The sequence below is a fragment of the Gordonia cholesterolivorans genome (assembly GCF_039531975.1).
Taxonomy (GTDB): Bacteria; Actinomycetota; Actinomycetes; order Mycobacteriales; family Mycobacteriaceae; genus Gordonia; species Gordonia sihwensis.
Genome location: NZ_BAAARB010000004.1, coordinates 289,635 through 309,827 on the forward strand (window position 1 = coordinate 289,635; position 20,193 = coordinate 309,827).

Annotated in this window: 15 protein-coding genes and 1 pseudogene; 7 read left to right on the forward strand and 9 right to left on the reverse strand. The window is 69.1% G+C overall.

The window, feature by feature from the left end; genetic code table 11:
* Positions 1-7 precede the first annotated feature (7 nt).
* Positions 8-1,954, forward strand: a complete 1,947-nt coding sequence (gene dxs, locus ABFX36_RS06145; RefSeq protein WP_375001993.1) for a 1-deoxy-D-xylulose-5-phosphate synthase — start codon at positions 8-10, stop codon at positions 1,952-1,954.
* 13 nt (positions 1,955-1,967) lie between these two features.
* Here the strand turns inward: dxs and ABFX36_RS06150 are convergent, their stop codons facing one another.
* Both ABFX36_RS06150 and ABFX36_RS06155 read right to left on the reverse strand, forming a co-directional pair.
* Positions 1,968-3,245: a ribonuclease D gene (locus tag ABFX36_RS06150; protein WP_372452487.1), complete on the reverse strand. Its 1,278-nt coding sequence runs from the start codon at positions 3,243-3,245 to the stop codon at positions 1,968-1,970.
* Positions 3,242-3,883, reverse strand: a complete 642-nt coding sequence (locus tag ABFX36_RS06155; RefSeq protein ID WP_081598103.1) for a DUF3000 domain-containing protein — start codon at positions 3,881-3,883, stop codon at positions 3,242-3,244. The genes ABFX36_RS06150 and ABFX36_RS06155 overlap by 4 nt, the downstream gene beginning before the upstream one ends.
* 224 nt (positions 3,884-4,107) lie before the next feature.
* Here ABFX36_RS06155 and hemE point away from each other — a divergent pair, with 224 nt between their 5' ends.
* From hemE to hemQ, 3 genes are read left to right on the forward strand one after another with little or no spacing between them, the layout of a single operon-like run.
* Positions 4,108-5,136, forward strand: a complete 1,029-nt coding sequence (hemE, locus tag ABFX36_RS06160; protein WP_346075445.1) for a uroporphyrinogen decarboxylase — start codon at positions 4,108-4,110, stop codon at positions 5,134-5,136.
* Positions 5,133-6,536 (forward strand): protoporphyrinogen oxidase, encoded by a 1,404-nt coding sequence (hemG, locus tag ABFX36_RS06165; protein WP_278127251.1) that lies wholly within the window; start codon positions 5,133-5,135, stop codon positions 6,534-6,536. The genes hemE and hemG overlap by 4 nt, the downstream gene beginning before the upstream one ends.
* A 37-nt stretch (positions 6,537-6,573) precedes the next feature.
* A complete protein-coding gene (gene hemQ, locus ABFX36_RS06170) occupies positions 6,574-7,269 on the forward strand; it encodes a hydrogen peroxide-dependent heme synthase (RefSeq protein WP_006896355.1) in 696 nt (231 codons plus the stop codon).
* A 24-nt stretch (positions 7,270-7,293) separates the two neighbouring features.
* Here the strand turns inward: hemQ and msrB are convergent, their stop codons facing one another.
* The 4 genes from msrB to ABFX36_RS06190 are packed head-to-tail and all read right to left on the reverse strand — an operon-like array spanning position 7,294 to position 11,350.
* A complete protein-coding gene (gene msrB / locus ABFX36_RS06175) occupies positions 7,294-7,707 on the reverse strand; it encodes a peptide-methionine (R)-S-oxide reductase MsrB (protein ID WP_006896356.1) in 414 nt (137 codons plus the stop codon).
* A gap of 17 nt (positions 7,708-7,724) precedes the next feature.
* A complete protein-coding gene (locus ABFX36_RS06180; protein ID WP_346075414.1) occupies positions 7,725-8,975 on the reverse strand; it encodes a glycosyltransferase family 87 protein in 1,251 nt (416 codons plus the stop codon).
* Between the two features lie 25 nt (positions 8,976-9,000).
* The gene (locus ABFX36_RS06185; RefSeq protein ID WP_346075416.1) at positions 9,001-10,587 is read right to left on the reverse strand and encodes an alpha/beta fold hydrolase; all 1,587 of its coding nucleotides are present in this window, start codon (positions 10,585-10,587) and stop codon (positions 9,001-9,003) included.
* A gap of 10 nt (positions 10,588-10,597) precedes the next feature.
* Positions 10,598-11,350, reverse strand: coding sequence for a dihydrofolate reductase family protein (locus ABFX36_RS06190; RefSeq protein ID WP_346075418.1), 753 nt, complete (start codon positions 11,348-11,350; stop codon positions 10,598-10,600).
* A 35-nt stretch (positions 11,351-11,385) separates the two neighbouring features.
* Between ABFX36_RS06190 and zapE the strand changes: the two genes are divergently transcribed.
* Together zapE and ABFX36_RS06200 are read left to right on the forward strand one after the other, a co-directional pair.
* The gene (zapE, locus tag ABFX36_RS06195) at positions 11,386-12,402 is read left to right on the forward strand and encodes a cell division protein ZapE (RefSeq protein WP_045537626.1); all 1,017 of its coding nucleotides are present in this window, start codon (positions 11,386-11,388) and stop codon (positions 12,400-12,402) included.
* Positions 12,403-12,409: 7 nt separating this feature from the next.
* Positions 12,410-13,072, forward strand: a complete 663-nt coding sequence (locus tag ABFX36_RS06200) for a Type 1 glutamine amidotransferase-like domain-containing protein (protein ID WP_346075421.1) — start codon at positions 12,410-12,412, stop codon at positions 13,070-13,072.
* A 4-nt stretch (positions 13,073-13,076) separates the two neighbouring features.
* On the opposite strand, the gene ABFX36_RS06205 is transcribed toward ABFX36_RS06200, so the two are convergent.
* A complete protein-coding gene (locus tag ABFX36_RS06205) occupies positions 13,077-13,700 on the reverse strand; it encodes a GNAT family N-acetyltransferase (RefSeq protein ID WP_346075423.1) in 624 nt (207 codons plus the stop codon).
* Positions 13,701-13,822: 122 nt separating this feature from the next.
* Between ABFX36_RS06205 and ABFX36_RS06210 the strand changes: the two genes are divergently transcribed.
* Complete coding sequence (locus ABFX36_RS06210) at positions 13,823-14,719, forward strand: DUF4261 domain-containing protein (protein ID WP_346075425.1); 897 nt, start codon at positions 13,823-13,825, stop codon at positions 14,717-14,719.
* Positions 14,720-14,721: 2 nt separating this feature from the next.
* On the opposite strand, the gene ABFX36_RS06215 is transcribed toward ABFX36_RS06210, so the two are convergent.
* Together ABFX36_RS06215 and ABFX36_RS06220 are read right to left on the reverse strand one after the other, a co-directional pair.
* Positions 14,722-18,096, reverse strand: a complete 3,375-nt coding sequence (locus tag ABFX36_RS06215) for a DUF499 family protein (protein WP_346075427.1) — start codon at positions 18,094-18,096, stop codon at positions 14,722-14,724.
* 136 nt (positions 18,097-18,232) lie between these two features.
* Positions 18,233-19,975: pseudogene (locus tag ABFX36_RS06220) on the reverse strand (DUF1156 domain-containing protein); the annotation flags it as partial.
* Between the last annotated feature and the right edge of the window lie 218 nt (positions 19,976-20,193).

The window sequence follows — 20,193 nt, forward strand, 5'->3', positions numbered from 1 at the left end:
ACTACGGATGGGCGTGCTGGATCGGGTGGACTCACCGGCAGACGTACGTGCGTGCTCGCCAGAGGAACTGGCGGAGCTGGCCGACGACATCCGGCAGTTCCTGATTCAGAAGGTCGCGGCCACCGGGGGACACCTGGGCCCCAACCTCGGCGTGGTGGAACTGACCCTCGCGATCCACCGGGTCTTCGACTCGCCGACCGACCCGATCCTGTTCGACACCGGGCACCAGTGCTACGTCCACAAGATCGTCACCGGGCGCAAGGATCGATTCGACACCCTGCGGGAGCAGGGCGGGCTCACCGGGTACCAGGACCGCACCGAGAGCCCGCACGACTGGATCGAGTCCTCGCACGCCTCGGCGGCGCTGTCGAACGCCGACGGTCTCAGCAAGGCCTTCGCCCTGCGCGGCGAGGACCGCACCGTGGTCGCGGTGGTCGGTGACGGCGCGCTCACGGGCGGCATGTGCTGGGAGGCGCTGAACAACATCGCCGACAGCGACCGCTCGGTGGTGATCGTCGTCAACGACAACGGGCGGTCGTACGCGCCCACGATCGGCGGATTGGCACGCAATCTCTCGGCGCTGCGGCTGCAGCCCGGTTACGAGCGCTTCCTGGAGACGGGCCGGCGTACCCTCAAGAGCGTCCCGATGGTCGGCGACGCCGCGTACGCGGTGCTGCACGGGATGAAGAGCGGGGTCAAGGACCTGGTCTCGCCGCAGGCGATGTTCGCCGACCTCGGGATCAAGTACGTCGGCCCGGTCGACGGGCACGACCTGGCCGAGATGGAGGCCGCGCTGCGGCGGGCCAAGGCCTTCGGCGGTCCGGTGATCGTTCACGCCGTGACCCGGAAGGGAAACGGCTACGCCCCGGCCGAGAACGACGAGGCCGAGCAGATGCACTCCACCGGAAAGATCGACCCGCTCACCGGCCGGGCGCTCGCCGAATCGCCGGTCGACTGGACCTCGGTGTTCTCGGAGACGCTCGTGCGCGAGGCCGCCCGCCGACCCGAGGTGGTGGCGATCACCGCCGCGATGCCCGGTCCCACCGGGCTCGCCGCGTTCGGTGAGCGGTACCCGGAGCGGATGTTCGACGTCGGGATCGCCGAACAGCACGGCATGACGTCGGCGGCCGGGTTGGCGCTCGGCGGCATGCATCCGGTCCTCGCCATCTACTCGACCTTTCTGAACCGTGCCTTCGATCAACTGCTGATGGACGTCGCGCTGCTCAAGCTGCCGGTCACGGTGGTGCTCGACAGGTCTGGCATCACCGGTCCGGACGGACCGAGCCACCACGGGATGTGGGACCTGTCGCTGCTGGCGATCGTTCCGGGGATGCGCGTGGCAGCTCCGCGCGACGCCGTCCGGCTGCGCGAGGAACTCGCCGAGGCCCTCGATATCGGCGACGGTCCCTCGGCGGTGCGCTTCGGCAAGGGCCGCGTGCCCGACGACATTCCGGCGGTACGGCGGCTCGGCGACGGCGTCGACGTTCTCGTGGAGGCCGCCGAGCCGGGCGGGGTCCTCATCGTCGCCGTCGGCGGAATGGCGGAGATCGGCATCGGGGCGGCGGAACTCCTGGCCGCCCGCGGTATTCCCGCCACCGTGGTCGACCCGCGCTGGGCGCTGCCCGTCCCCGCATCGATCGCCGACCTGGCCCGCACGCACACCTCGGTGGTGACCATCGAGGACGGCGGCGTGCGCGGCGGTGTCGGAAGTGCGGTGGAGTCGGCGCTGGAGCAGGCGGGCGTCGACGTTCCCGTCCATCGTCGGGGAGTGCCTCAGGAGTTCATCGCACACGCTTCGCGCGAGGCGATCCTCGCCGACTGCGGGCTCACTCCCGCAGGGATCGCCGACTCGGTGATCGCCGACTCGATCGCGACCGGATCCGGGTACGTGTCCCTGGTGGGACCGGAGGAGCCGGTGGAACTGAACGCGCCCGTCACCACCGCGAGCGGGTAGACGCAGAGCCGGCTCAGGGCCGGATCGCGTCCAGGGCCGCGTCGATCGGTGCGGCCACCAGGGCCCGCTGCCACGGTCGGGCACCGCGCTCGGCGAGCCACTCGTCGGCGCCGGCGCTCGGGCCCAGACCCTCCCAGCAGAGGTTGCGCAGCAGGTCGGGGGAGATCAGGTTCTCCTGCGGAACGCCGACCTCCTCGGCGATCGCCCGGACCACCGGACGCACGGCGCCGGCGCGGGCCGCGGCCTCCGGATTGCGCTGCTCCCACCGGTTGTAGGGAGGCGGTCCCACCTGCGGAGTCTTCTTGGCAGGCAGGTCCGACTCGGGCAGTTGCTGGGCCTTCCGGATGGCGCGCATCCAGCGGTCGGCCTGACGCCGCTGGCGCGGTCCGCCGAACACCGGGAGGCTGGTCAGGGCCGCGGTATCGGTCGGATTCGCCGTGGCCGCGGTGACGATGGCCGAGTCGGGAAGCACCCGGCCCGGCGCGATGTCCCGGCGCTGCGCGATCTCCTCCCGCGCCGTCCAGAGCTCGCGCACCACCGCGAGTTGGCGCTGAGTGCGCAGGTTGTGGATGTTCGACGTCCGCCGCCAGCGGTCGGTGCGCGGCGGCGCGGGCGGCCGCCGGAGAACGTGGGCGAACTCCTGAGCCGCCCATTCGCCGCGGCCGCGTTCGTCCAGCGCGCCGGCGACGGCGTTGCGCAGTTCGATGAGGACCTCGACGTCCAGGGCCGCGTAATTGAGCCAGTCCGCCGGCAGCGGTCGGCGCGACCAGTCGGCCGCGCCGTGACCTTTCGCGAGACCGAGGTGCAGGAATTCGGCGACCATCGCCGCAAGATTGACCTTCGGGAAGTCGAGGAGCCGGCCCGCCAGCTCCGTGTCGAACAACGACTCGGTCCGGAAGCCGAGCTCGCGCAGGCAGGGCAGGTCCTGGTCGGCGGCGTGCAGGATCCACTCGGGCCCGTCGAGGGCGTCGATGATCGGCTCCAGTGCATCCGGGTGCGCGATCGGATCGATCAGAAAGCTGCCCGATCCGGCGCGCCTGAGCTGGATCAGGTAAGCGCGCTGCGAATAGCGGTAGCCGCTGGCGCGCTCGGTGTCGACCGCGATGGGGCCCGAGCCGTCGCGCAGCCGGCGTGCGGCTTCGGCGAACTCGTCCGCGGTGGCGAGCACCGGCGGGACTCCCTCGCGCGGCGAAGTGAGTGGCGTGACGTCGGGCGCGACGGCTGGCTCGGGCTGGGCACGCGGGTCCACCCGCGGCTGTTCGCCGGTCGAACCGGTCGAGGCTTCGGTCACGAGGACTGGACCGGGCCGAGCGCGGTCACCCCGGCCGGCGGCAGCCCCGCAGCCGAGGCGAGGACCTCGCAGAACGCCTCGAGATGCGCGGCGAGCCGGGGACTGGTGGCCGTCCACGACGCGCGGAGTTCGAGCTGGTGCGCCTGCGGGGGGCCGGCGATGTCGCCGTACCGCACAGACGTGGTGGCGGTGACCGTGCCGCCGAGGGCCCGAACCATCGGTACGTCGGACCCGAGCGGGGGATCGGATTCGGTGGCGCCGTCGGGGACGCCGAGCGCCTCCGACAGCCACGTCCACGCCACCTGCGGCAGCAGCGGATCGGCTGCGAGGGCGGCCTCCACCTCGGCCTGAATGAAGGCGACGAGCCGGAAGGTTCCGTTCCACGCCTCCTGGCCTGCGGGGTCGTACAGCAAGACGAGTCTGCCGAAGGCGCTGCCGGAGGAATCGTCGGCGACCAGCGCGGGATCGCCGGACTCGGGCGGGCTGACCTCGACGCCGAGGGCGTAGCTGTACGGCGCCAGGCGCTGCGGCGGGCGGATCGAGCCGATCTCGATCTCGCGGCGCACGGCGGCGTCGTGGAGCGAAGCCACCGCATCACGGAATTCGGCGGGCTCGCTCGGGGCTCCAGAAGTGGTCACGGCGTCAGGTTAGGCCCCCGCTCCTGCCAGTTGGCGGAGGCGCGCCGCAAGCTGAAACGACGATAAGTGAGCGGCCTCACGCGCCGGCGCCGGTACGGGTGCGGCATATCACCCGGACGGAGGCACGAGAGGCCGCGGGCGGTGCGCGGATGGTGGCGGGCGCGGGCAATGATGGCAGAGTTGTCCGTATGACTTCGATTCGAGGCCGACGTTCGCCGGGCCGGATGCCGTTGATCGCTGCCGCCACGGGCGGCACCCCGTCTCGCCGACCTGTGTGGTTCATGCGCCAGGCGGGGCGTTCACTGCCGGAGTATCGCGAGATCCGTGCCGGGCGCGGGATGCTCGAATCCTGCTTCGATCCGGAACTGGTGGCCGAGATCACCATGCAGCCGGTGCGCAGGCACGACACCGACGCGGCGATCCTGTTCTCCGACATCGTGGTCCCGCTGCGCGCTGCGGGGATCGACCTGGACATCGTGGCCGGGACGGGCCCGGTCATCGCCTCGCCGATCCGGACCGCGCGTGATGTGGCGTCGATCCCACGCCTGGACCCCGCTTCGGTCGGCGCCGTGACCGCGGCCATCGGCATGATCCTCGGTGAACTGGCCGACGAGAAGTCCCTGATCGGCTTCGCGGGTGCACCGTTCACCCTCGCCTCGTATCTGATCGAGGGCGGACCCAGCCGCACCTACGAGCACACCAAGGCGATGATGTTGGCTGAGCCGGAGCTGTGGCATTCGCTGATGGGGCGGCTCACCGACATCACCATCGCGTTCCTGCGCGCCCAGCTCGACGCCGGCGTCGACGCCGTTCAGCTGTTCGACTCCTGGGCGGGAACGCTGTCGAAGGCAGCGTACGAGGAGTTCGTAGCGCCGCACTCGTCTCGAGTGATGGCGGAGGTCGCCGAGTACGGGGTGCCGCGCATCCACTTCGGTGTCGGCACCGGAGAGATCCTCGGCTCGATGACCGACGTGGGCGCCGACGTCATCGGCGTCGACTGGCGCATCCCGCTCGACGAGGCCGCGGCCCGCGTCGGGCACCGCGTCGCGGTCCAGGGCAACCTCGATCCGACGGTTCTGCTGGCCGGCGACGACGCGGTCCTCGAGCGCGAGATCGATCGAGTGGTGGCGGCCGGACGGCGAGCCGTCGACGCGGGCGCCCCGGGACACATCTTCAATCTCGGGCACGGCGTCTTGCCGAACACCGACGCCGGCGTGGTGACGCGCGTGGTCGAGCTCATTCACTCGCTGTGACCGGCGGGCGGTCGGGGGACCGGAACCGGGTCGCGGTGATCGGGGCCGGTGTATCCGGTCTGACCGCCGCCCACCGCCTGCGGCGCGAGCTCGGAGCACAGGCGCGGATCGACGTCTACGACGCGGCTGACCGGCCGGGCGGCCTGCTGTGCACCCGCACCGTCGGCGGTACCGCGGTGGACGTCGGCGCCGAGGCGTTCATCGTGCGCCGTCCCGAAGCACTGGCGCTGGTGACCGAACTCGGTCTGGCCGACCGCGTGGTGGCCCCGGGACCGATGCGGCCGGCGATCTGGTCCGGGGGAGCGCTGCACGACCTCCCGGCCCCGGCTCTGATGGGCATCCCGGCGGGTCCGGCACCGTTCGCGGATCTCGCGGCCGCCGACGACCTGGAGAGGATGGCGGCCGAGGAGCGGACTCCGCTGGAGTGGACTCCCGGAGCCGATCCGTCGGTGGGGGAGCTGGTGGGTGAGCGGTACGGACGGTCGGTGGTGGCGCGCGGGGTGGACCCGATGCTCGGCGGCGTGTACTCGGCGCTCGCCGATCAGCTCGGACTGCGCGAAGCCGTGCCCGCACTGGCTCGCGCCCTCGACGCGGGCGCTGCGTCGCTGAGCGCCGCCGTTCGGACCGTGCTCGACGCCGGCGCTGGGGGAACGGGCCCGGTGTTCGGCGCGCTCGCCGGCGGATATCGGGAACTGGTGTCCGCGCTCGTCGAGGCCGCGGGCGCCGACCTGAGACTCGGTACCGAGGTGGTCGGGCTGCGGCCGATCGCCGACGGCGCCGCGGTGCTGGTCGCCGGTTCGGGTGAGCCCCGGGCGGTGGAGTACGACGCGGTGATCGTCGCCGTTCCGATCTGGACGGCCGCCCGCCTCCTGTCGGAGGCGGCTCCGGCCGCGGCCGCGGTGTTCGGCGAGGTCGCACCCGCGGGCTCGGCCGTCGTGGCTCTCGCGGTGCCCGCCGCGACCCCGCTGCCCGAGCATTCCGGCGTGCTGGTCGCGACCGACGCCGGCCTCCGGCTGAAGGCGATCACGCTGAGCAGCCAGAAGTGGCCGCATCTGCGACACGGTGACGTGCGGACGCTGCGGACCTCGTTCGGACGGCTCGGCGACCCGGTGACGGCGAGCGACACCGAACTCGTCGACGCCGCGGTCGCCGACCTCGGCACGGTCTTCGCCGCTGCCGGACTGCCCGCGCCCCAGGTCGCCGACGCGGCGGTGCAGCGCTGGCCGCACGGACTGCCGCACTACGCACCGGGGCATCTCGCCCGAGTGCGCGAGGCGGTGGCCGGACTGCCCTCCCGGATCGGGGTCGCCGGGTCCGGTTACGCCGGAGTCGGAGTGCCCGCCTGCATCGGCACCGCGGATGCGGCCGTGGGAGAAATCACCGCCGACCTGCGGACCTGACGTTCCGCCCGAGTCGGGCCGGTGGCACGATGGAGGCATGAGTCGCCTGGATTACGCCGAACTGAATGCAACCATCCGATACCTGATGTTCTCGGTCTTCAAAGTCCGGGCGGGCGAGCTGCCGGCGGACCGTGACGAGGTCGCCGCCGATCTCGAGCGTTTCCTCGCCGAGGTCGCCGACAAGGGCGTGGTGGTGCGCGGCATCTACGACATCGCCGGTATGCGCGGCGACGCCGACTTCATGTTCTGGTGGCACGCGGAGACCATCGAGCAGTTGCAGGACGCCTACTCGACCTTCCGCCGGAGCACCGTCCTGGGCCGGGCGTCCGACCCGTTCTGGAGCGGCTCGGCGCTGCACCGTCCGGCGGAGTTCAACAAGAGCCACATCCCGGCGTTCCTCGCGGGCGAGGAGCCCGGTGCGTACATCTGCGTGTACCCCTTCGTGCGGTCGTACGACTGGTACCTGCTGCCCGACGCCGACCGGCGCAAGATGCTCGCCGATCACGGCAAGGAGGCGCGCGACTACAAGGACGTGCGGGCCAACACGGTCCCGGCGTTCGCGCTCGGCGACTACGAGTGGATCCTGGCCTTCGAGGCGCCGGAACTGCATCGGATCGTCGACCTGATGCGCGACCTGCGCGCCACCGAGGCGCGCCGCCACGTGCGCGTGGAGATCCCGTTCTTCACCGGACCGCGCGTGGACGCCGCCAAGCTGGCCCGCTCGCTGCCCTGATCGGGCCCGCGCGCCGGGCAGGGTTCACTCGGCCTCGAAGGTGAGGCTGATGGAGTTGATGCAATAGCGCAGATCGGTCGGGGTGTCGTAGCCCTCGCCGGCGAAGACGTGACCGAGGTGGCTGTGGCAGTTGGCGCACAGGACCTCGGTCCGCGTCATTCCCAGCGAGTCGTCGACGCGCTCGATGATCCGGTCGCCGGCGAGCGGGGAGAAGAACGACGGCCATCCGCAGTGCGACTCGAACTTCGTCGTACTCCGGAACAGTTCGGCGCCGCAGGCGCGGCAACGGTAGACGCCGACATCGGTCTTGTCGGTGTACTCACCGACGAAGGGCCGTTCGGTGCCGGCTTCGCGCAGCACGTGGAACTCCTGCGGAGTGAGGCGTTCACGCCACTGCTCGTCGGTGAGCTGGGACAGGTCGGCAGGCTGGTCGGTCATGCCGTCCAGGGTAGCGCTCAGGCGGCGGGGACGGGCCCGTCGTGGACCGAGCCGCCGTCGCTCGAGCCCCCGTCGACGGAGCCGCCGCTCGCATCCGCTTCACGCAGGTCGAGGTAGCGGAACAGCAGCACGCAGAACACCGAGATCATCAGCAGCGACCAGCCGAGCGGAACCTTGTTGTATTCGAGGTACCGGCCGAACGGTTCCCATTTCTTCGAGTCGAAGACGTCGAAGGTCATGCAGCCGTACACGCCCAGCCAGGCCGGCCAGTTCCGCATGGTGGAGCCGGTCTGGAAGACGGTCATCAGCAGCGGGAACAGCAGCATCGAGTAGTAGCCCTGGCCCAGCGATCCCACGAGGAACGTGGTGCCGAGCAGAACGCCCGACGAGGTCGCGAGCCAGAGCAACTCGTCGCTCCGGCGGTAGTAGCGGTAGAGGAACCACAGCGAGAAGACGGCCATCACCACGAACGCGATCCGCAGCAGCCACGCCAGCCAGGAGTCGACGCCGAAGTAGGCGGCGTTGCCGGTGATGGAGCTGTTGTAGTAGTCGCGCGACTCGCCGAGGTACGGGACGGTGCGGTGGACGAAGTCCATCGGGTCCTTCGACAACGGCCACGCCAGCACGTTCAGCACCAGCGGCACACCGATCGCGGTGATCAGGATCTTCCACTGGCGGTTCAGCAGCACCAGCAGGAGCAGCGGCGCGAGTACCGGCTTGACGGCGAGCGTGAGACCGATCGCGACGCCGGCCCACAGGTCGTGTCTGCGCATCATCAGCATCATGAACGCCAGCATCCCGAGCAGGACGAAACCGTTGAAGTTGGTGAAGATCAGCGTGTGCGCCACGGTCTCGGTGCTGAAGAAGAAGAGCAGGAGCGCCGGGAACACCCAGGAGTCGTAGGAGTAGCCGAACATCCTGGTCAACAGGTAGGCGCAGAGAATGAGCACCACCACGCTCACCGCGATGAACAGCCAACGGGAGTACTCCGGGTTCAGAACCGCGAGCGGCGCCATCAGCATGGTGCCCGACGGCGGGTACAGGTAGTGCGGATCGACCGTGCTGTAGTTCTCGTTGTAGACCGGCAGCCGGTTGAGGAAGTCGAACGCGGCGTTGTAGACGGGCGTGAAGTCGTCGGTCCGGTGTCCGTTGACTCCGAGGATCAGCGACCGCTGAATGATCATCATCACCGAGATCGGCCACAGAATCAGCGAGATGATCCGCTGCGACTCCACGCGCGGATACAGGTAGCGCTCTACAACGTTCACCCGCGCACCGTACTACACCACGGTGTCAGGCCGGACAGGCGCGCTCGCTCGGCGCGCCCAGCGGAGCCGGGCCGAGATATTCGCCGATCAGGTCGCCCGCGCACGTGGAATTGGCGGCCACCGAGTAGCCGAGACCGTCCCACGAGACGGTGGTCTGAGCCGTGTCGGCAGCCAGCATCAGCGGCGTCAGATCGTCGGCCGCGGCGGCGCCGTTGATCGGATCGTTCTGGCCGACGAGCACCAGCGGGTCGACCGCGAAGCGCTCCGGTGCGGCGGGCGAGTCGGCGACGCCCCAGCCGTCGCACCGGACGAGATCGAGTGCCGTGGTGCCGGCGGTCAGCGGATTCTGCGCGTTCCAGTCGCGCGCGAGGGCGGGGATCTCGTCGGTGCCCGGACGCCCGCGCATGTCGTTGCAGCGGGCCACGATCTGGCCGTCGGCCAGGCGGAGCGAGCGAGCCCGGTCCGCGAGCTTGCGCAGGGCACCCGTGTCGCCGCGGTCGGCGGCGGTGAGCGCCGTACTCAGTTCGCGCAGTCCGTCCGGGGAGGTGTCGCCGACCGCGAGCGCAGTGGTGAGTGCGTCGAGGACCTGTGTGTCCGACAGCGCGCCCTCCTGTCCGCCCGCGCCCGACGACATCAGCCGTCCGAGGACGGCCGCCCCGCCCGCGCCGAGCGAACAGCCCGCCCCGGCGCAGCGCTGCGTGAACGCGGTGAGGGTGGCCTGCAGGCCGCGGGCGCGGCTCTGGGCGGCGGCCTTCGCGGACACGTTGTAGCCGACCGGGGAGTCGAGGATCAGCCGGCCGACGTGGTCCGGGTGCGCGGCGGCGAACGCGAGGGCCACCGACGATCCGGTTCCGACCGACAGGATCGCGAGCCGGTCGACGTCCCAGCGCTGGCGCAGTTGCTCGAGGTCTTCGCCCGCCGCCGCGGCCGAGTAGTCGAGCTGGTCCGGTGTCAGCGTGTCGTTGCACTGGTCGGCGGCCGCGCGCGCCGCCTCCGACAGTTTCTCGGCGCGTGCCGCGACATCGCGTCCGTCACCCGCACCGTTGTCGTCGTAGACGCTGCGCTGCGTGGTGGTCATGCAGTCGATCAGACCGGACGTGCCGATCCCGCGATGGTCGACGGCGATCACCGGACGGCGATCCAGGATGCCGTGGTCGGCGCCCGTCGCGAACGACAGCAGGGTCCGCGAACTCGGCATGTCCTCTCCGCTCGTCAACACGAGCGGCACGGCGCCGGCCGGCGTGGCGTCGGTGCGGGCGCGGACGACGCCGACCTTGATCGTGGTGCCCGACTGCTGCGCCGGGTCCACCGGGACGTCCAGCCGCGCGCAGTCGAGCTTCACACCGTCGGGAACGGTGACGCCGTACCTCTGTGCGATCGACCCCGCGCACTGGCGCCAGTTCAAGTCCTTCTTCGGCGCCTGCAGGGCGGGCTGCTCCGGTGCGCCGGTCGCCTGCCCGCCCTCGTCGTCCCCGCGCACGATGTCGGGACCGGTGTCCGGACCGACCGCGCAGCCGCCGACGGACGCGGCCAGGACGAGCACGGTCAGGACTGCGGCGAACCGGGAGACCGCCGATGCTCCAGCGGTCCGCGGGCGTCCGGGTGAATGCATGACCGCGAGCCTAGTCGGCACGCTCCCACAGTTGATACAGATACCCTTCGGCGTCGCCGAGCATGTGCCGCAGACGCATCGGCCCGGGAAGGGAACCGGCCGTCCGAGCGGGGACCGCGGTGCCGTGCGCGATGCGGGGTGCGTCGCCGCCGACCAGCGCGGGGCTGACCGTCAACGCCAGTTCGTCGAGCAGACCGGCAGCTGCGAGATCGGCGAGGAACCGGGGACCGCCCTCGCACAGCACATGCCGCAACCCACGCCGGGCGAGCTCGTCGATCACCGCCCGCGGCTGCACCGACGACTCACCGCAGTCGACCACGGTGGCGCCGGCGTCGAGCAGTCGGCGCCGCGCGTCTCGCGGGGCGTCGCTGCACGTGGCGATGAGGACGTCGGGGTGCCGCGCTGTGGTGAAGTCGGCGGGCAGGTTCAGCGATCGCGACGCGAGGACCAGCAGCGGCACGGCCGACTGGCCGCGGGCGGCGCGGCTCGGTGCGTGACGGGGCTCGACGACCGGTGGTCCGTACCCCTCCGTGACCGCGGTCTGCGCCCCCACGACGATCGCGTCGGCCAGTGCGCGCTGCAGGTGGAAGACGGTGTGGTCGCCGTCGGATCCCAACGCGCCCGACCGACCCTGCGCGGTGGCGGCGCCGTCGATGCTGGCGATCATGTTGGCGCGGACCACCGGTCCGCCGGACGGCGGAAAAGAATAGACCTGCGCCAGTCCGTCTGCTGTGACATCAGTCGCTTTCTGCAGGATGAACATGAGTCCATCATGGTGCCGGTCGTTACCCTTGCCTAATGCTGGCACGACTTAGCGATCGGAATCCGGTCCTGGCTCCCGACCAACTCATCGGCGAGATGGTTCCGCCGACGATGTTCGACGAGGTGAGCTTCGACTCGTACATCCCCGACCCCGATGAGCCCAGCCAGACCGCGGCGGTGAACGCCGCCCGCGACTTCGTCGCCCGCGCATCCAAGGTCCGCAGCGGCGGAAAGAAGAGCTTCTTCCGCAAGTCCGCCGCACCCCAGGGGATCGGTCTCTATCTCGACGGCGGCTTCGGCGTCGGCAAGACGCACCTGCTGGCGTCGATCTACCACGCGATGCCGGGGCCCAAGGCGTTCGCGACGTTCGGCGAGGTCACCAACGTGGTCGGCGCCCTCGGTTACATCGACGCACTGGAACGGCTGTCGGGGCACAGCGTCCTCTGCATCGACGAGTTCGAGCTCGACGATCCGGGCGACACGATGGTGGTCTCGCGGCTGCTCACCGAGCTCACTGCCCGCGGCGTCTCCATCGTCGCCACGTCCAACACGCTGCCCGGACAGCTCGGCGAAGGCCGGTTCGCCGCGAGCGATTTCCTGCGCGAGATCCAGAAGCTGTCGTCGATCTTCGAGACCATCCGCGTCGACGGTCCCGACTACCGGCACCGCGACCTTCCGCCCGCACCGGAGCCGATGTCCGACGAGGAGCTCGAGCGTCAGGCCGAGAACACCGTCGGGGCCACCCTCGATACCTTCGACGACCTGATCGCGCATCTGGCGAAGCTGCACCCGTCGAAGTACAAGTCGCTGGTCGACGGCGTGTCGCTGGTGTGCATCTCCGACGTGCGTCCCGCGCCGGACCAGGCGGTGGCACTGCGCCTGGTGGCGCTGGCCGACCGGTTGTACGACGCGGAGATCCCGGTGAGCATCTCCGGGGTCAAGCTCGACGAACTGTTCACCCCGGAGATGCTGGCCGGCGGCTACCGCAAGAAGTATCTGCGCGCCACCTCGCGGCTGCTGGCCCTCTCCCGATTCGCGGAGGCGAATGACTGAGGCGCCGATGACTGACGTGCAAGGCCCACTGATCCTGCTGTCCCTCGGGGCGGGCGCTCTGTTGGAGTACCTGCCGCCGGTCGCCGGCGCGGCGCACGACGCCACCGAACCGCGTCGTCTGCGGATCGGCTACATCGACGAGGCTCAGCGTCATCTGCTCGACGCGCCGTTCACCGGACCCGAACGCGAGCGGCTCGTCCGGTTCGGGTACGACGTCGTCGATGTCGACCTCCGCAAGAGCGGCTTCGAGGAGGCTCTGGCCTGTGTCGACGCCTTCTACGTCTCGGGAGGCGACACCTTCGCGCTGATGTCCGGGCTGCGCCGCAGCGGCGCCGACAAGGTGATCGCCGAACGGGTCCGCGCCGGGACTCCCTACGTCGGCCTCAGTGCGGGAGCGGTGGCGGCCGGGCCGGACGTGGAGCCCGCAGCGTTGATGGACGACCCGGGTCTGGGTCTCGACCTGGCCGATTTCCGGGGACTCGGACTCACCGACACCGTCGTGATCCCGCATGCGGACGGACAGTTGCCGCCGTATCCCACCGAACTGATCGACCGGACGCTGAATGAGTACGGCGACCGATTCACACTGCTGCCGCTGTACGACGATCAAGCGTTGATCGTCGACGCCGCCGGATCGCGCGTGGTGCCGTCGGCCGAACCCTCCGTGTGAGGGTTCAGCTCTCGCGGGCCAGCACGAAGTCGTGCTCGATGGCGCCGTTCATGTTGAAGCTCTTGGTGCCGATCTGGCGGAAGCCCATCTTCGCGTAATACCTCTTCGCGCGTTCGTTGCCCGAGTGCACGCCGAGCCACACCAGGGTCGCACCGCGGTCGCGGGCGGCGTCGACAGCCGCGTTCATCAGGGCGTGAGACGGCCGGAGCCTGCTGTGGACGGCATGATGCTCGGGCAGCACGTACATCTTGGAGATCTCGGTGACCGTCCCGTTCGCGACGGCGGCGGCACCGGCCGGGAACGCGTCGACCGCCGCGCGCACGTCGGGGTCGGCCGGAAGGTCGTGGACCAGCAGCGCGTAGCCGACGATGGGGCCGTCGGCACCGGTCCGCGCGACGAGTACCTGCTTGCGCGGGTCCGCAAGGTACTCGGCGAACCGCGCGGCGGAGAGCACCTGCTCGATGTGCGCGGCGATGTTCTCCGGTGTCGAGTGCGGCGGGCAGGCGAGCGGGAAGGTCGCGGCGGCGACGTCGGCGATCGCGGGAGCGAGGCCGGGATCGGTGACCGTCTCGATCAACAGACCGGCGTCGCCGGCGGCCGATTGCGCTGAAGTCGCAGATTGCGTCACATACCGATTGTGCCTTGTTCCGTGCGGCGGCACGACACGGTACCCCGCGTCCTGGTGCAATGGAATCCTGGTGCAATGGAAGCTGTATGGAGGCTGTACCGCCAACGACCGTGAGGACGCCCGTGGATCCACTGTTCGTCACCCTGTTCCAGACTCGGATCGATCCCGGCCTGACGGCTGCGAGACTGCTCGAGCAGATCCGTGCCGACTGGGGCGAGTTGCTCGACTCCGAGTTCGACTCAGTTGTGGTCGAGACACAACGAGGCGAGGGACCGGAGTCCCCGCCGGTGTTCGTGATCGCTTTCGACGAGGTCCGGGTGCTCGTGGCGGGCGTCGACGTGCCGCAAGGACTCGACGTCGCCGACGCGGCTCAGGGCAGTCCGCTGTGGAGTGCGGAGGCCGAGCTGCCCGACCCGGACGGGCCCTCCCTCGTCGTCGCGGCGTCCTCGGAGGCGGTGCTCGCCGGCCCGGTCTTCGACGACGCGGTTCTCGGTGACGCGGTTCTCGGTGACGACCGTGACCTCATCGAGGAGGCGACGCTGATCTCGCGGGTGGTGACCTCACTGCTGGCCTGCACCGACTCGGTGCGGGCAGTGTACATGCACACCTCCGAGCAGATCGCCGAGCCCTCGGCGTACCGGCGCGCGGCGCTGGAGGTCTCGCCCGACCTGCCGCTGATGCTGTGGGTCGATTTCATGGTCGCCGACGAGGCCGGACTGGTGTCGGCGGAGACGATCGGCATGTCGGAGCTGGGGTTGCTCGACATCGAGGTCACCGACAGCACACTGCCGGCCGAGCAGGTGGTGAAGGTCGTCGTCGACACCGCCGTGCTGATGTACGACGACGGTCCGGTCATCGGTGACGGTGACGTTCTCGGGACCGGCAGCGGCGACTTCACTGCGCGGATCGCCCCGTCGAAGTACGACGCCGACCACATCGTCCTGCACCTCGTGCCGCCGACGGCGACCGCCAACCGTGCCGAGCGTCGCGCCGCGGCGCGGAAGAAGAAGCGTCGCTGACCTCAGTCGTTCTCGAAGCCGGACGCTTCGAAGCCGAGGGTCGTCGCGTTCTCCGACACGGTGCGGCGCACTGAATCGGAGAATCCGTCGGGATCGACGGCGCTGATCTCGATGCGGATCTCCACCCGTCCGGCGGCCGAGGAGAGGTGCTTGAGCACTTCCTGCTGGATGGTGCTGAAGTCGCGCGCCGGAAAGTCCGAGTCGAGTTGCGCGGAGCCGAAGTAGCGGCGCTTGAGTGCGCTCTGAGTGGTGGACTGCGTCTCCGCCGAGCCCGCTCCGGCGGTGGACGCGTCCGATGATCCGCCGTCCGCCGAGGACTGCTCGCCGTCGCGCTCCCGCTGCTGGCGCACCTCCTCGTCGCGCTGAGCGTCCGCCGGTCCCGGCTTCACGATCAGCGTGCTGTCGGAGATGTGCACGGTGGCGTCGTCGCCGGGCAGATGCAGCCCGAGATAGCGCTTCTGGGTCTCGTCGTATCCGTCGGCGAACGCGAATCCCTGCTGGCGCCAACTGATCTGGTCGTCGAGGACCGAGTACAGCCCGTCGATCAGCACCTCCCGGTCGCGCAGCCGCGGCAGGTATGGGTAGGTCGCGTAGTACCGGTGCAGCGTGCCCACGTCGAGGTGTCCGGAAGCCCATGCCGCCGACAACCGGCCCGTCAGATCCAGATAGATCAGCGACGACGATCGGGCCAGCGCGATGTGTTCCAGGCTGAGCTTGGCGCCGGTGCGCGCGTACACGTCGTCCTTGCTGCCCGAGACGTTGACCACGTCGATGGAGTAGGTCGCCTCGCCCGTCTGCTGCTCGGGGCAGAGTGCCCAGCAGAAGGTCTCGTTGAGTCGATTGCGCACGATGTCGTCGTTCGTCGCGCGCCGTTCCGTCGCCTGCTTGGTCTGCTGACCGCCGAGCCCGTAGTCGTCGGCGTTCTCCGCGACGTGCTTCCACGCCAGGTAGTTGCGCACCGCCTCGTCCAGTTCGCGGGCCCGGTTGGTGTCGGCGGCGAGGAAGATCAGCGAGTTCTTGAACGAACGGATCGCGTTGCCGCGGTGTTCGAGGACGTTCGCGGCCCACGACTTGGCCGTCGGGGCCGAGGACCGCGCGGCGTAGGTGTGCTGCATGGGCACCACGACCAGGCGAGTGTCGGTCTCGTCCGGCACGTCGGCGGACGATTCGGGGAACACGTGGATGCCGGCGAACGACTTGTCTGCGGAGGTCTTGCGCAGTTCGGTGAGCCGTCGTTCCAACTCGGCCCAGACGTCCGCGGGCGCCAGCCCGGCCGCGTGGTCGCGCGCGGTGCGGCTGATGTTGGCCTGGGTGTCGTACCAGTAGCGCGACGACTCGGTGTACAGGTACGTCGACTGACCGGTGAGGGCGTCGAGCGCCGAGTGGAAGTTGCCCGGTACGTCGCCCGGGAGAGCGGTGCCGAGGAAGATGCGGTGCTTCTCTGCGCCCTTGTGCGCCGAGTGCAGGCCCGGAGTCGCGGCCATGAACACCGAACGGGCCAGCCGCTGTGCCACCTTGCGCTTGCCGAAGTGCTCGTTGTTCTTGTCGACCAGCGCCGGGACCGATTCGGGGCCGGCGACGTCGGTGTGAATCACCGGTTTGAACTGGTCCTCGAGGTACTTGGTCACCTCGGAGACCACGTCGGCGTCGTCGAGTGGCACGGTTCCCGGCATGATCAGCGCCGACGAATTGTCCGACCGCCAGAGGGTCCCGACCACCCGGTTCATCATCTGCAGGACGCCGCGAGTCCGCTGGAACCGGTCGAGGGTCGACCAGTCCTGGTACAGCCGGTCGAACAATTCCGGATGAATCGGGTAGCAGCGCTTGATCCGGTCCTCGTACTGGGAGTCGCGGACCTCCGACGGGAACTCGGCGTGGTACTTGCGGTAGAACTCGACGACATTCTTGGCGATGTTGGCGATCTTCGCCGACGCCTCGGCGTCCGGTGTGGAGAAGATGCGCCGCCGCACGATCTCGAAGCTCTCCTCGGCGTTGGCGGGCTGCCACTGGTCGGCGGTCCGGCCGATCACGTTCTTCAGTGCGTGGAGTGCTTCGCGGCCGTACTCGCCGCCGACCTCTTCGTCGTTCACCTCGTCGCCGCCGTCTCCGTTGGACGACGCGGGGATCGAGATGACCACCTGAATGCCCTTGACCGCACGGGCGGCTTCGGTGAGGGCCTGGGCGAAGGTGAACTGGGTGTCGAAGTCGCCGGCCGGAAGCGGTTCCGGAGGGTTCACGAGCTGTCTGGCGTACGCCACCCATTCGTCGATCAGGATCACCGCGGGGGAGTACAGCGTGAAGAGCTCGCGGAGGTCGGCACCCGGGTTGGTCGAGGTGCGGTCGGCATGGGCGACGATGTCATAGGCTTCCTGCCCGCCCAGCTGCCAGGCCAGTTCGCCCCACATGGTGCGGATGTTCGGCCGGCCGTCGTCGGTGTTCTCCCGTGACGGGACCATCTGGTTGCCGACCAGGGCGACGCGTCCGACGCGTCCTCGCACCGCGTCGAGCGGTTTGGCGAGCGGAGCGACGTCGTCACCGAAGACGTGGCTCTCCGCGCCCGACGCCAGATGCCAGAGCGCGAGCATCGAGTGCGTCTTGCCGCCGCCGAAGTTGGTCTGCAGGTTGATGACCGGTGACGCGTTCTCGTCGCCGGTCAGTCGCGCGACGTTCCGGGTGATCAGATCGCGCAACCCCTCGGTGAGATAGGTACGGCCGAAGAACTCGGCGGGGTCGGTGTACTCGGACTTGTGGCCGCCGCTGCGCATCGCGACGGTGTACAGGTCGGCGGCGAACTCCGCGGCGTTGAACTGGTCGCTCTGGATGTCGGGATGGGGTGCCAGGACGTCGCGCCATGCCGGCAGATTGTCGGAGCCCACCTGCAGCGCGGGCACGTTGCGCGCGGCCCGTTCGGTGGCCTGCCGGGTGCCGATGGCGCGGACGTCGTCGCGCAGCTTCGCGACGTCGGCGGCCTCCTTCGGAGCGTCGATGGCGAGCAGGAATCGGTGACAGATGTCGAGGTCGAACTGCGCGTCGTCGTTCGTGAAGTTCTCGTGATGCGCGAGCCGGTTCCGGGCGTCAACCAGCGGCGTCGCCAGGGATACCTGCGCGCGGCTGAGCCGCTTGCCGATCGGGTCCCAGCCGCGCCGGAACTTGTACGGAATGTTGTCGGTGAACATCCGAAGGCTGTCCGACGGGTCGAGCGGGTTGTACTTCTTGTCGGGGTGCGCGCTGGGTGCCTTGACCGTGCGCAGCACGTCGATCCAGCCGCTCGCCCCCGCCGGCAGATCGGGGCCGATCGTCTCGGTCAGGAAACGATCGACCGCCGGTCCGAGCAGCTCGAACGCCTGATGGATCCGATCCCGATTACTCGGCGCCACGGAGGGCTCCTTTCACTATTCACACAACTGTGTGTATTCGCGACGAAGGTTATCGCAGCGGTCGGACAATCAGGACGTCGAGGTCACGTCCCGCCGCCGGTGTGACGGATACCCGCCTACTGCTGCGGCAGGGGCCTCACAGCAGCATCTCCTGGTGCGCCGCACCCCGCGCACCGCGGGCGATGTCGCTCCATGCGGCGCCGAGGCCGTTGAAGCTGACCGCGAGGGCCGTCGATTTGCGATCCTCGGCGAGTTTGAACAGCAGGCTCGCGAGTTCGCGGCACAGGTCGGTGTCGACCGCATCCGGCACCAGGCTCAGCAGTGTCGACGCCGCGGGGATGCCGTCCGAGTCGAGGACACGCACCAGGTGCATCACCACCTCCCACTGGCTGATCGACGAGTCGGTGGACGGGTCGTAGTCGGCAGGCATGTCCGTGGGCGCGATCAGCGCGACCCGGCCACCGCCCTTGGTGAGAATGCCCGAGCGCTCCATGCCGTCGAGCGAGATGCTGCGCGCGTTCGCGAGCGACTCGGCGTCGCCGAACTTGCCGCTGTCGAAGCCGTTCTGGCGGAACCAGGTCAGCGCGAAGCGGGTGGGTGCGTCGAAGTCGTTCTCCAATTCGCCGAGCACCTCGTCGAGGATCGCGTTGATGCGCTGCAGCGCGGTCCGGACCGTCATCTTCGACCCGTCGTCCTCCAGCACCGCGTTGTACTCGGAGAAGATCGCCATGCCCGGCCCGATCGCGGCCTGCGGCAGATCGACCGGCGCGATGGCGCCCTGCTGCAATTCGCGCAGGCTCGCCGGCAACTCGTTCCGCAGCCGCGCCAGGAACGCACGGCGGTCGACGCGAGGCGCGTCCTCCGGGCGCGGTCGGAGAGCGAGAACGATGGAGGAGGCGAGGGCGTTGGTGTCTTTCGCGAGAAGTCGACCGCTTCCTTCTGTCCGCATCGGCCATGTCGCAGTGATCTGCCACCCGGAACGGATCATTCCCTCGAGTAGGGTCTCCCACCCCGTGGACGACTGCCCACCTTTGGACGAGTCTTGCTGTTTGAAGGCGTAATAGACGGTGATGGGATAGTCGGCGTACGCATTCTCGCGCGCTCGCCGGAATACATCGCGGAACCCTTCCTCGAAGAACTTATGTGCCCCTTCTTTACCGTTGTGCCGGTATGGATTTGCCACTAATTCCTCCGTCTTTGGGACCAACATCGTTGACAGAATCGAAGGGTGTACGCCGCGAAGTGATCGGCGAAGCCATACGTAGAAATAGTCCGAAAGGTCGGAGTACCCAATATTGTCGTAGTACGGGGGATCGGTTGAAATCAGTAAGTGTCGACCGAGTGAGTCAGCGGCGTCGGTTTGCGTTGCAGCCCCTCCACCCATTGGCGCAATTGCGACAGCCTGAGCGACTTTGTCGACTACGGTGGTGAGTCCCCCACCAGCAGATCCCAGCAAGTTGGCCTCAGCAAAGTCCCATGACATCGGAATTGCTTGGCGAGCAAATACTTCACGTAACGCTGAGCGGTCGCTCATCCAAGTCGTAATCGATGAAGAGAGGTTCGTTGCCTTACTTGTACTCAGTCCCAGGTAGGTGGCCACCGCATCCGAATACGCGACGGCTCCCGTTCCCCCGTCGTCGAGTCGGCTACCCTCCGTCATTCCCGCGGCGAGCGCGTCACGCAAGACCAGCTCGCGTGCTTCTCCGACCAGATCGCTGAATGTCGTCAGCGCGGTGAGTTGGCGTGGCGTGAAGAGGTCTGAGTAGGACTTGAACCCGTACGCTTGCACTCGGAAGCTGGGAGCTTTCGGCGGGATTGCCCCAATTGGTGCGGTGTCGGGTGATATGACCTCAGCGGCCTGCTCGTGCTCTGGAGTTGGCCTCGAAATTTCATCGGGGTGACGTCCTGGCCTGTGCGGTTTCGGATTGATGGTTGTGAGCTGATTGTGCCTGTCGGGTACGACAAGGCCGGGCGGTGTCATACCGTCGTAGCAACACTGCAGGCCACGAGGGGTTGCGGGTAGCGCGGTAGGAGACCCTGGGTGGGGCTGGGACGGATGATGTTGACGGTGGCGGACCGGACGGAGATCGCGGTCGG

Excerpts from the sequence above, each read along its gene's own strand:
- hemE (WP_346075445.1), top strand. The coding sequence starts at position 4,108 with ATGCCGTTGATCGCTGCCGCCACGGGCGGCACCCCGTCTCGCCGACCT.
- ABFX36_RS06200 (WP_346075421.1), top strand. The coding sequence starts at position 12,410 with ATGACTGACGTGCAAGGCCCACTGATCCTGCTGTCCCTCGGGGCGGGC.
- hemQ (WP_006896355.1), top strand. The coding sequence starts at position 6,574 with ATGAGTCGCCTGGATTACGCCGAACTGAATGCAACCATCCGATACCTG.
- dxs (WP_375001993.1), top strand. The coding sequence starts at position 8 with ATGGGCGTGCTGGATCGGGTGGACTCACCGGCAGACGTACGTGCGTGC.
- msrB (WP_006896356.1), bottom strand. The coding sequence starts at position 7,707 with ATGACCGACCAGCCTGCCGACCTGTCCCAGCTCACCGACGAGCAGTGG.
- ABFX36_RS06190 (WP_346075418.1), bottom strand. The coding sequence starts at position 11,350 with ATGTTCATCCTGCAGAAAGCGACTGATGTCACAGCAGACGGACTGGCG.
- ABFX36_RS06185 (WP_346075416.1), bottom strand. The coding sequence starts at position 10,587 with ATGCATTCACCCGGACGCCCGCGGACCGCTGGAGCATCGGCGGTCTCC.
- zapE (WP_045537626.1), top strand. The coding sequence starts at position 11,386 with ATGCTGGCACGACTTAGCGATCGGAATCCGGTCCTGGCTCCCGACCAA.